6 protein-coding genes are annotated in these 11,804 nt (G+C 58.2%); all 6 read right to left on the reverse strand.

The genetic code is table 11. The features are described from left to right. Positions 1-19 precede the first annotated feature (19 nt). Positions 20-1,306, reverse strand: a complete 1,287-nt coding sequence (locus tag ACEWMW_RS14445) for an HlyD family type I secretion periplasmic adaptor subunit (RefSeq protein WP_409414654.1) — start codon at positions 1,304-1,306, stop codon at positions 20-22. Then, on the reverse strand, positions 1,303-2,361 hold the full coding sequence (locus tag ACEWMW_RS14450) for a cell wall hydrolase (protein ID WP_409414655.1): 1,059 nt from the start codon (positions 2,359-2,361) through the stop codon (positions 1,303-1,305). The genes ACEWMW_RS14445 and ACEWMW_RS14450 overlap by 4 nt, the downstream gene beginning before the upstream one ends. Next, entirely contained in the window at positions 2,358-4,481 is a 2,124-nt protein-coding gene (locus ACEWMW_RS14455; protein ID WP_409414656.1) for a type I secretion system permease/ATPase, read from the reverse strand. The genes ACEWMW_RS14450 and ACEWMW_RS14455 overlap by 4 nt, the downstream gene beginning before the upstream one ends. A gap of 30 nt (positions 4,482-4,511) precedes the next feature. Further along, positions 4,512-5,903 carry a TolC family protein gene (locus tag ACEWMW_RS14460; RefSeq protein ID WP_409414657.1) on the reverse strand — a complete coding sequence of 464 codons (1,392 nt, stop codon included), beginning with the start codon at positions 5,901-5,903 and terminating at the stop codon, positions 4,512-4,514. Positions 5,904-5,914: 11 nt separating this feature from the next. After that, positions 5,915-6,619 carry an OmpA family protein gene (locus ACEWMW_RS14465; RefSeq protein ID WP_409414658.1) on the reverse strand — a complete coding sequence of 235 codons (705 nt, stop codon included), beginning with the start codon at positions 6,617-6,619 and terminating at the stop codon, positions 5,915-5,917. A gap of 31 nt (positions 6,620-6,650) precedes the next feature. Continuing rightward, positions 6,651-11,804 (reverse strand): beta strand repeat-containing protein (locus ACEWMW_RS14470; protein WP_409414659.1); only part of this gene is annotated, 5,154 nt, incomplete at its 5' end.

Consider the following 11,804-nt stretch of genomic DNA (forward strand, 5'->3'; position numbering starts at 1 on the left):
TCGGCGGCGATGAAATCAATCAACGTTCGGTAAGCGCCTCGTCGAATGCCTTGGCAACAGGCTTGAACAGGTACTGCAGCACAGATTTCGATCCGGTGATGATCTCTACATCGCAGACCATTCCGGGTACAATCGGCAGGCGCTGCCCATCACGCTCGATAAACGCTTTATCGGTCTCGATGATCACGAGGTAATAGGCTTCGCGTTCGACCTCGTCATAGATCGAGTCGGCGCTGACATTCTGCACTATGCCCTTGAGGCCTCCAAATACCGAGAAGTCGTAAGCGGTCACTTTAACGTTTGCCGGATCACCGACCTTGATAAAGGCGATGTCCGAAGGGCTTACGCGTGCCTCTACGAGCAGTCTGTCGCCCACGGGGACGACTTGCATGATCGACTCACCCGCATTCACGAACCCGCCAATGGTGGTGATCTGGACGTCGTTGACAATACCGTCAGACGGCGCGCGCAGTTCGTTGCGCTGCTGACGCGCCTCGGCTCCGCGAATGGTTTCCTGGTTCACTGCTATTTGCGTGTTCACATCGCTTTGCTCGGCCAAGGCCTGCTGGCGGAATTCGAGACGTGCAGATGATAAATCGGCCTGCGCCTGATTGATTGCCGCCCTTGCCCTGGCAACTCCTTGGCGAGCAGCGGAAAGGCGCCCTTCCAGATCGACGAGTTCGCGCTGCGCACTGAGCAATTCTGTTTGCGGAACGATGCCTTGCTGCGCCAGCGGCGTCAGCATGTTCACTTGCTCACGGGCCAGACTAACACTCGACTGCAACGAGCTGACAGTTGCCTGCCCCTCGGTCAGGTCGCGGCGGCGCTGCTCGACAGCAGCGGCCAAAGAAGATTCGCGGCTACGTGCGGTCGCAACTCTGACTTCAGTCAGGCGTCGTTCTTCCGAGCACAGAGTGCCTGGCTCGCAGCCAAGCTGGCCGCCATCAGCCTCGCTCGCAAGACGTTGCGAGCGGGCGCGCAGGCGCTCCGTTTCGGTGCGTAGCTGGCCGAGCTCAGAGGCAGACTGCGCATCATCAAGCCTGACGAGCAGCTGGCCCTGCTTCACGGTTTGCCCTGCCCGCACGAGGATCTCTGCCACAACGGCAGGCTCAGACGGTTGAACAAGCTGCGCCTTACTGGACGGAATCACCTTGCCCATACCGCGCGTGACTTCATTCACCGGGGCAAGCGATGCCCAGATCACCAGCAATACAATGCCGATCGCACTCACTGCGATAAGACGCCTGCTGGCATCCCATGACGCGAATGTTTCGCGCCAGGAACTGAACCTTTCGCGCATTGTCATGACTGCTGCTCCGCCATTTCACCACTCTCGAGCGATGCATCTGCTCCGTGGTTGCCGAGTGTGGCGCGATAGGATGAACTGGCCGTTACCGGATCGGGTATCGAGGGGCGCCAAGCCTTGGTCGTGTCGATCCTGCCGCCCACATCATGATCGGCGTGCCGATCCGTCACATCGCGAACTACGGTTAGGCCGGGAACGAATTCCGGCTCGGGCGGAAGCATCTCGACATTCGCCGCGAGACGGCGGCGTAGACGTTCGAAATCGAGCGCCGGGATTGTTTCGCGGCCGGACCAACGCCGGTTGAATGCCTCAGAGGAACCCCAGTTGCCCTTGAAGCGATAGAAAATGTGCAGGCCGATTTTCTCAAGCTTGCCAAGCTTGAAAGCCCAGCGTGGCAATACGTAATCGGCATGATAATGCGTTGCGGTGCCCACACTCTGCTCGGTTCGGCCAGCGAGCGCAGCGAGAGCGACTTCCCGCGATTTCTGCCACTTGGTGGCCATCGGACGGCGCAGTAGCGAGCCATCGCAGGTGAAGCTGAATTGGCAAACGCGTTGGTTCGATCCTTCGTAGACGACCCCGCAAACCGAATTCGGATAGGCCGAATGGCGCATGCGGTTGAGAATTACCTGGGCTACTGCCCGTTTGCCTTGGGTGGGCTCATTCGCAGCCTCGTAGTAAACCGCCTGCGTCATGCATTTGAGCGCGGTATCATACTCCTGCCCCGATTGTGGCAAACCGCTGACTGCGGAGATCCGTTCGAGCGATCCGGCGGCCATCGGGATACGGGAATTGCGTGCCTGCGCGCTTTCGCCTTGCAAAACCAGCAGGGCACCCTCGCCCTCGTTTACAGTGTTGAGCGCGACCATCTCCGCCTGTTGCTTGGCGGCGCGTTCGACTTCCGCTGCGGCCTCGGCGCGGTTGTCGACCAGCCAGATTCCGCCGGCTGCACTCGCAGCTAAAATTCCAACCACCGCGCTCGGCATAAGTGGCCGGCGACCTCCGCCGTCGGCACTTTCGTGTAGCGAAGCGAGGATATCGCGCAGCTTTCTCACGACATTCCCCCTGCAGCAGCGGTAATCTGCTCCTTGGGACCGTCAGCGACCACCCGCCCCTTGTCGAGAACGATGATGCGGTTGCACAGCGAGAACAGCGCCGGACGGTGGGTCGAGATGACTAGCGTCTGGTTTGTCTGCAAGGCACCGCCAAGACGCTCTACGAAGAGCTTCTCGGTCTGGCTGTCCATCGCCCCGGTCGGCTCATCAAGGAAAAGCAGTTCGGAGGGGCTTACGAAGGCGCGAGCCAGCGCAAGGAAGCTGCGTTGCCCGCCTGATAGCTTGTTGCCATGTTCGCCAACCGCGCGGTCGAATCCTCCAGAGTCGCGCGAGAGGAACTGATCCGCGCCAGTAATCCGCAGCGCTTCGATCATGGCTTCGTCAGTCGCCTCGGGCCGGCCAAGGGTCAGGTTGTCTTTAATCGACCCGGTGAAGACATTCGCGTCCTGCCCGACGAAACGATATGCATTGCGGATGTCCTGTGGGCGGAACTGTCGACTATCGATTCCGTCGATCAACATCGATCCCGACGTCGGCTGATAAAGACCGCACAAGACACGTCCGAGCGTGGATTTGCCGGAAGCCACCCTGCCGACAACAGCAATGCGTTCACCTGGTTCAATAGTGAGATCGAGATCCGAGAGCGCCTCGTGCGTCGCCTCGGGATAGGCAAAGCCAACTTTCTCCATTCGGATCGTGGCAGAACGGACTTTGGCGGGAATCGAAAGGCTACCTTGCTTGCGCTCATCCTCGCCTTCGAACAGCTGATCTATACTGGTCAGCGTTTCCTTGGCCTGACGTGCGCGTGTTAGCAGATAAGCGATCTGGCCTGCCGGTGCTAGCGAGCGCGATGAAAGCATCACGATCGCGATGATCGCACCCATCGAAATATCGCCATTGGCGAACAGATAATAGCCGCCGATGATGAGTGAAATATTAGAGACTTGCTGGAAGGTCGAGGCGAGCCCGACGGCCATCGAGCTGATCTTGCGCAGGCGCGCCTGTGAGTGTGCGCCGATTTCGGCGAGGCGATACCAACGGCCGACCATGCCACCTTCGCTAGTCATGCTCTTGAGCGTTTCCATGCTTGAGAGCGACTCAACGAGGAGTGTCTGCTGCAGGCCATAGTCGGTCTGTGCATCCTGCGATGCCTCTGTCACCTGTTTTTGCAGTCTCCACCCGGCCACTGCCATACCGATCATGGCGACGATCGGGATGAATGCGAGCCATCCGCCGATATAAGCGATCGCGGCGACGAAGATGACGAGAAACGCGAGATCGACCATCAGCACGACGGTGGTTGAAGCGAAAAAGTCGCGTACCGAGGCATATTCAGAGACACGCGCGGCGAGCGAACCAGTATGCCCCTTGCGCGCCCACAACGGGGTCGTGAGCAGGCGGCCGTAAATCTTTTGGGAAAGCTTGAGATCGAGGCGCTTACCGATCTGGTCGACCACATTGCCCCGCGCCACGCGCAGACCGTATTCGAGCGCGAATGCCAGCACGACACCGACCGCTAAGACCCATAATGTGGATTCCGCGCGATTGGGCATCACGCGATCATAAACATTCATAGTGAAAAGCGGCAGCGCAAGCGCCAGCAGATTGATGATTACCGAAGCCAGAATGACCGGGCGGAACGCATCGCGTTCCTTGTGGACTTCACTCCAGAACCAGTGGCGGCGACCTTTCGCATACCAAGGCGCCTCGCTTTCGCGCAGGCTATCCGGATCGCCGAAAACGCTTAAGAAACCGCCGTCGAACTGCTCGGACACTTCGCTTTGAGGAACCCAAACGCCATCACGTTTCTGTGGAGTCCAAAGCAGAATCTCATCGTCGCGCACTTCCTGCAGGATAGCCACGCCATCTTCGCGCAAGTTGACGAGCGCCGGAAACAGGTTGGGATCGCGCGGCAAACGGCCACCGCGGCGGGGAATGAAGTTCATCCCCACCATCTCGATGGCCGCTCCGGCTTGGTGAAACGGCAGGCTGCCGTCCGGCCCACGCGCAAGCGTGGTAAGTTGAGTAGGCGCAAAGGCTACACCGAAACGCGACGCCAATTCGGCAACCGCCTCGGTTAGAGGATCAGATCCAGTCTTCGCCTCTACTTGCTCCTGCAACACAAATTACCTGCCTATTCCCCGTCATGGTCAGTCGGTCTTTTCCCGATACTGAAGCTCAGCAGGCGGCGGCGGGCCATAGTTGTACTCAGAACGCTCGTTCTGACCAGCACCTTCGCCCGGAGCTACCTGAAGTGATTCAAGCAGGACGTTAGTAGCAGCAAGTGCCTGGTATTCCGCGAACTGTTTGCTGAAGCGTGCCGTTTCGAGACGCACCTGCGTATTGAAACGGGTGTTCTGCGCATCGAGCACATCCAGCAGCGAACGGCGACCGACGTTGAACTGGCTGCGATAAGACAGCAGCAGGTCGTCACTCACCTGGCTCTGGCGAGTCAGCTGCGAAGTGATGTTGGTCTGTGCTGTCATCGCCGTATAAGCACTGCGCACATCTTCCTCGGCGAGACGCTGCACCTCATGCAGGCGATACCGCGACTGGCTGGCCCGGCGCACCATTTCCTGGTGTTTGGCGCGATTGATCCCGCCATCAAATACATTCCAGCGAATGTAGGCACGTCCCATGATATCGTTGGTTTCGCCCTGGAATCCGTCAATATCTTCGCCAACACGGCCGACAACTTCTACGCCAATTGTGGGGTAGAGATCGCCCTTGGCCGAGCGTTCGAGCCCGTGAGCCGCATCGACATCGGCTTGTGCTTCATTGACCAGCGGATTGTTGAGGCGTGCGAGGCCGACAGCCGCGTCAACGGTTGGTGCAAGATTGCCGCTCAAATCGGGTGGAGCAACCACGTTGCCGATATCGAGCCCCGTCAGGCGGCGAAGTGCCGTCTTGGCGTTCTCGAGATCTTCGATCGCTTCGGTCTGGCGCACCAGAGCCGACTGCAGTCGCTCTTCAGCCTGTTGCTGGTCGGCGACGGAGATCGACTGCTGACGCACACCTTCAGCGAGATCGTTCGAAAGCGTCTCGTGGAAGAGGACATTGTCCTGCGCCGCAGCAACAACGCGCTGCTGGAGCATGACGTCAAAATACTGACGTGCGATCTGCAATGCGATGAATTCCGAACGCTCCTCGACACGCAGCGACGCACCATCGACGCGTGCAGCCTGCCGCAGCAACTCGCCGCGACGACGACCGAAATCGATCAGCGTCCAGTCACCACGAATGTTGGCTTCCAGCGGATAGAGTTCATCGTCTGCGATACCCAGCGTACGGCGGGTATTGTTCTCCAACCGGCGAATGCCGGCCGAAGCCTCAATATCCACGCGCGGCGCATAAAGGCCTTCGGCCTGGCGACGCTCGAACTCGATCGCTTCCTTGTTGAATTGTGCCTGCAGGATTTCGGGGTTAGCCATCATGGCCACCTCGACAGCTTCCTGAAGCGTTGTTGCGTTTTCCTGAGCGACAGCACTACCCGCAGTTCCGGCGAGCAGGGCAGCCATCAGAGCCAGTTTACCCTTGAACATAATGACCCCCGTTACTTCGCGGTAATTTCGACACGGCGGTTTTGCGGATTACGCTCACCGTCGACAGTTGGAACACGCGGCTCGCTTTCGCCCTTCCACGATGTCGCGATATTCGAGCGATCAATGCCCATCGAAACAAGGAAGTCGGCGACTGCATTAGCGCGGGCCTGCGAAAGACCTTCGTTGTAGGCATCGCTACCCGAACGGTCGGTATGTCCGACAACATCGAGCTGCGACCAATTACATGCGGCTGCCCGCTCATTCACGAAGTCGAGTGTCTGCGATGCCGAAGCCGGCACCTCAGCCTTGTCGAAATCGAAGAATACCGTGCCCGCGAGTTCGCGATCGCACACCACCGGAGCCGGCGGCGGAGGAGGTGGAGGCGGTGGAGGCGGCGTCACATACATCAATTGCGAAGCGAGCACGCATTTGCGTATGCTGACTTCGTCCTTGGTGCGTGACTTCAGGAAGCCCAGTGCGATACCGCACTGCACTTTCGCCTCATTGGCCCACATATAGCGATTGTCATCTGCTGCGATAACTGCGCCATCAGTGCTCACGCCTAAAGCGGCATCGTAGCGCTGCTGGATCTCTCCGCGCAGGCTGCTGACATCCATCGCGAGCAGTGCATCGGCATCGCCTTGTGCCCAAGCCGTTACCGGCATGGCCGCGACGAGCGCTGCCATGGCAACCGCTGGTCTCGTCAAAACGCTCATTCCATATTCCCCCGTGCTAAACTGCTGTCCATCATGCTGCTGCAGCGAGTGCGCTGGCGTCTTCGGCCATGTCCACAATGAGCGACCCTTGGAACATCGCGCCGGCATTTACCAACCCGATATCAAGCACATCATGGCCTTCATTCACACTATCTGCAAGCTTCATTGTTACTTCTTGTGTCCCGGCGAAGTAATCGACAATCGCATCAATCGCTTCGTTATCCGACACATCGCTCATGGCTTCGGCCAGTGCGACCTGCTGCGTTCCGGCATCTTGCGTCGATTGGGCACCATCTGCCGTCATTGTCAGGAGCGCATCCATTGCCGCATCGACGTTTCCGCCAACTGCGAAAGATGCATCCGAAACCTCACCGGTCGAGCCATCGGCCCAGGTGAAGCTTGCAGTGCCGTGCACAGTGACGTCGCCGCCAGCTGCATCATAGGCGATGCCATCCGAAGTCAGTTCGATCGAGGTGATTCCGGCATCCGAGAGGCTGACGAATTCACCCGCATCAGAGTTACCGTCGAGGTTACTATCGAGCCATACTCCAAATTTACCATAAGTGGAGTCGGACGCGTCGAGCGTACCGTCGCCATTGGTATCGTAATTGGCTGCCAGTGCCTCAAGGTCTGTCATATCCTCGCCGCCGAAAACAAATTCGGAAGCGTCGGTGACCATTCCGTCGGCATTGATGTCATAAGCCAGGATCGCGCTGCCTGCGGCAACCCAAGCGGTTTTGGCTTTAACTCCATCTCCACTATAATCATACGCGATGCCGGCATCGAGGCTGCTGAACGCATTGCCCCCACCATCGAGATCGAGCACAACCGGAGCTACTGGTGGGCCAGAGCCATCCTGGTCAATCGTAACGTCGATTGTGCCATCCGCGGTGTCGCCGTCTTCATCGGTGACGGTGACGCCTACGCTCAGCTCAATGTCGTCGCCAGCGTTGAAGCTGCCGATCGAGAAGATGCCAAGGTCAAGGTCGTCCTGCGTCCAGTCTTGGCCAGCGTCGTCGAGTACCGTGACAGCAACACCGTTGAAGGTGTTTGCGCCCGTGCCGATTGCATACTGGTCGCCTTCCTGGAGGCCACCAATGGTGACCCAGGTCTCACCGCCGCCACTGTTGAATTCAACGGTAATTCCATTTTTGGTTTGCGAAACTCCGTCAGCAATATCGAATTCAATTGGAGCTCCACCGTTGAACTTATTGACCGTCACCTCAGTGATCTGAACTGAGTCGCCACCAAAGCCGTCTGTCGGATCTGTATCCGGCGCCTGGCCACTCGCCAACGTTGAGTCGAGCGCGTAGACGTCGATCCCAGTGGTCTGGGCCTGATTGCCCTGAACCTGAGGAATAAACTGCTGGAAGCTCGATGTGTCTTCCTGCCCTGTCCAAGCCAATCCGGTGTCAACATTCCCGCCATCTGTGGTGATGCCATTCAGGAAGTCGATCCGAACGGTCTGGCCTGCGCTAACCGATTGGTTCGCCGCACCGATCGAGTCGGAGTCGGTGTTGACCGTAACCTGCGTTCCGTTGTCACTGGCAGAGAGCAGCACATCGACTTCGGTACCGTCGCCCACGTCTTCGCCAATTGTTCGGAAGCTCACATTGCCCGCAGCCGAACTGGTCAGGTCGTTGAACTCGGTAGACGTGCCGTTCGACAGGTTCTCCAAGATAGTGAGCGTGTACTCACTGGTACTCGGATCCAGCTCGAAGCGGAAGCCTTCAACGCCCGTGTCATGCGAAGCGCCAGTCGTCGCCACCAGATCGCCATTCGGAGCAATGTAGTAAGTCAGCGCAACGCCGCCCACTGTAACCGGCTCAAGCGTGTTCTGATCAATTACAGCCGTGCCGTCGAGCGAAGCTGCGAAAGCAATCTGCGCCGGGGTGTCTGCACCAATCGAGAGATTGAGTGCCTCGGTGATCGCCTGCGGCACGAGCGGATCGGTTACATCGTTGATGAAGCCGCTATCTGGAGTGAAGTCCAGCGGCGCATCATCACCGAAGTTGATCGTCAGTGTGCCGTTGACCGATTCACCCTCACCATCCGAAATCAAGTAGCTCAGGTCCATCGACGCGATGTTAGCGAGAAGTTCACCATTATCACCGCCAGCATGCAGGAAGTTCTGAAGCAGATTCACCTCATATGCACCGGTCGAAGTGTCGGTGACCTCAACCGTAAACAGGTCGGTTCCAACACGCGATGCCTCAGGGCTTGCGGTGATGGTTGCGGTCAAAGTATTCGTACCCGCATCCCAATCAAAGGTAACGATATCGAGTCCGGCAACCGCTGAAGTCGCGTCCAGGTTGGCAAAGCTGAAGCTGCCACCAGAGCTGTCAACACCGAAGCTACCGCCAAGCGTGCCTACCCACAGAGTTTCGTCACCCTGGCCGGCAACCGCGTCGCCGACATCAGCATCAAGGTCATCATTCGAGTTGTTACCGCCGGTGAGACCATCGTCATCCAGCAGAGCCGTAGCCGTGCCGGTTACCGGGCCACCGTCCGTCAAACGAACCTGGAAGGTTGCCGTGGTCGTGTCACCGTCACCGTCCACGATCGTGTAGGTGAAAGTTTCAACCTGGTCAGCATACGGATCGGTAATGTCTGTTGCCGAGGTATAGACAAGGTTGCCGCCATTGATCGTTACCGTACCACCCAGGCTTCCTGCCGAGATGTTGGTCACTGAAGGCGAACCAGCACCGTCAGCACCAAAGTTATCATTGGCGATGATCTCGGCTACCGTCCCGATTACGACACCTGTCGCGTTATCGTCGACCGTCTCGATTTCACCATCATTGGTGGCCGTCGGGACATCGTCGACGATGCTAACGGTGATCGTTCCCTGAACCGTGTTGCCGTTGGCATCCTGAGCTTCGTAGGTGAACACCTCGACAGCATCGCCAGTATAGACGTTATTGCCGTTGTTGCCGCTCTGGTCCGGATTCGTCAGGTCGCCATCAACCGGGCTGGTCAGCGTGTACGTATAGCTGCCGTCCGAATTAATCTGGATTTGACCATAAGAACCCATGTTGGAACCAACCAGGGTGTAGGTGGTCGCATCCGTGACGTTGAGCTGACCGAATGTCGTTTCGGTAATCCCACCGGGATTCGAACCGTCGACCGTGCCAGCTGCGAGATCGTCCTCGACTGAGGCGCCTGGCGCTCCGCGGTCGTCAGCGACCATGTCAAGCGAGGCTTCTTCAACCTGTGCGGTCTCGTTGTCAGGCGCCAGTGTGACGTTGGCGACATCGATCGTCAGCGTGGTCGTCGACAGATCGCCGTCTTCATCGACGATGGTGTAGACGAACACATCCTGCTCATCGCCGGTGATCGCATTGGCAGTCGACTGGTAGGTGTAGGTACCATCAGCATTCAGCGTCAGAGTGCCGTAGTCACCCGCAATCGGATTGCCCACACCGCCGGAAACATCCGAGGTCGTATCAGCAGGGTTGCCATCAGCGCGAACGCCCACGATCGACTGGATGCCGTCCGCACCGCCCTCGTCATTGTCGAGAACACTGTCGGTCCCGCTGTCGAGCAATGCACCTTCGGTAACGCTATCCGTATCGGCAGATGCTGTCGGGATGTCGTCTTTGATATCGATGGTGATAGTCGACTGGGTAGTGTTGCCGTCGCTGTCGGTTACCTCATATGTGAAGGTTTCCTGATTGTTTAGCGTGTTGGCGCCATTATCAGCCGTCGGACCGTCCACCGGAGCGGTCAGTGTGTATGTCCACGTACCATCCGAATTGATCTGGATCTGGCCGTAGGTGCCGAGATTCGAACCAACGATCGCGAAAGTGTTACCGCCCGCGCCGCCGGTCGTGTTGTCCGACAGGTTGCCAGAAACCGTCTCGGTATCGAGACCAGGAAGCGAACCCGTGACCGTGCCTGGCGCCAAGTCGTCATTGATAGTGCCGGTGCGATCGTCCTGCACCAGATCAAGAGCAGCCTCGTCAACGATTGCATCTTCATTGCTTGCGGCAAGGTCTGATGGATTGACATTGATCGTCAGCGTCGTGGTGCTCGTGTCGCCATCACCATCGGTGATAGTGTAGGTGAACACATCGACACCTGTGACGTTCGGGTCGGCTTCGTAAGTGTAGCTGCCGTCAGCATTGAGCGTGAGCGTACCAAAGCTTCCCGCGATACCAAGGCCGCCAAGGTTTCCTGCAACCGGGCCGACAACGTTACCTGCGGCAACGCCAGTAACCGTTGCGCCATCTGCGCCCGGTTCATCGGCCACGCCGTCAGACATATTGGCATCACTGCCACCAACGCCGGTGAAGACGTTCCCATCAGCTTCGCCGCCAGAAACAACGCTGTCCGTGTCTGGGCGCGCCGTCGGAACATCATCGATCACGTCGATCGTAATGGTGCCCTGCACAGTATTACCGTCGGCATCGGTCGCCAGGTATGTGACCGTTTCAACATTATTGAACGTGTTGGTGCTGTTATCATTGTCTGGACCGTCAACCGGATCAGTCAATGTGTATGTATAGCTGCCATCGGCGTTCAGGTTGAACTCGCCATTGTTTCCAGTGAAGTTCACCAGAGAGTACGTGACGCCGTTACCCGCAACATTGAGCTGGCCAGATACGGTCTCCGTATCGAGGCCTGGCTGCGAGCCAGTGACCAAGCTCGCAGCAAGGTCATCGTCAATCGTACCCGGACGGTCATCCTGTACTAGATCGAGCGCAGCTTCGTTGACTGTTACGTCGTCATTGTCCGCCACAAGAGTGACGTCGTCGATGTTGATGGTAAGCGTGGTCGTGCTGGTATCGCCGTCACCATCCATGATCGTGTAAGTGAACACATCGGTATCGCCAGGCGCAGTTACCGAATTTGGATCGGATTCGTACGTGTAGCTGCCATCGGCGTTCAGAATAAGCGTGCCGTGGTCGCCCGCGATTCCCACGCCTCCCAGATTGCCTGAGACGGGTCCAGCTACCGCACCAGCGGCAACACCGGTGACTGTGGCACCATCTGCGCCTGTCACATCGGCTACGCCGTCTGTTGCGTTGGCATCGCTGCCACCAACGCCAGTGAAGACATTACCGTCAGCCGTTCCGCCTTCGGAGACGCTGTCCGTATCGGCGTTCGCCGTCGGAACATCGTCAACAATCTCGACGTCCAGAACCGCACTGTCGCTCGAGCCGTCCGTATCGTCAGCCGTCAC

The sequence above is a fragment of the Litorerythrobacter xanthomarinus genome, from assembly GCF_046254955.1.
GTDB lineage: Bacteria > Pseudomonadota > Alphaproteobacteria > Sphingomonadales > Sphingomonadaceae > Qipengyuania_C.

Bases quoted from the DNA above. Each gene is read 5' to 3' on its own strand.
- ACEWMW_RS14445 (WP_409414654.1), bottom strand. From the start codon at position 1,306: ATGACAATGCGCGAAAGGTTCAGTTCCTGGCGCGAAACATTCGCGTCA.
- ACEWMW_RS14460 (WP_409414657.1), bottom strand. From the start codon at position 5,903: ATGTTCAAGGGTAAACTGGCTCTGATGGCTGCCCTGCTCGCCGGAACT.
- ACEWMW_RS14465 (WP_409414658.1), bottom strand. From the start codon at position 6,619: ATGAGCGTTTTGACGAGACCAGCGGTTGCCATGGCAGCGCTCGTCGCG.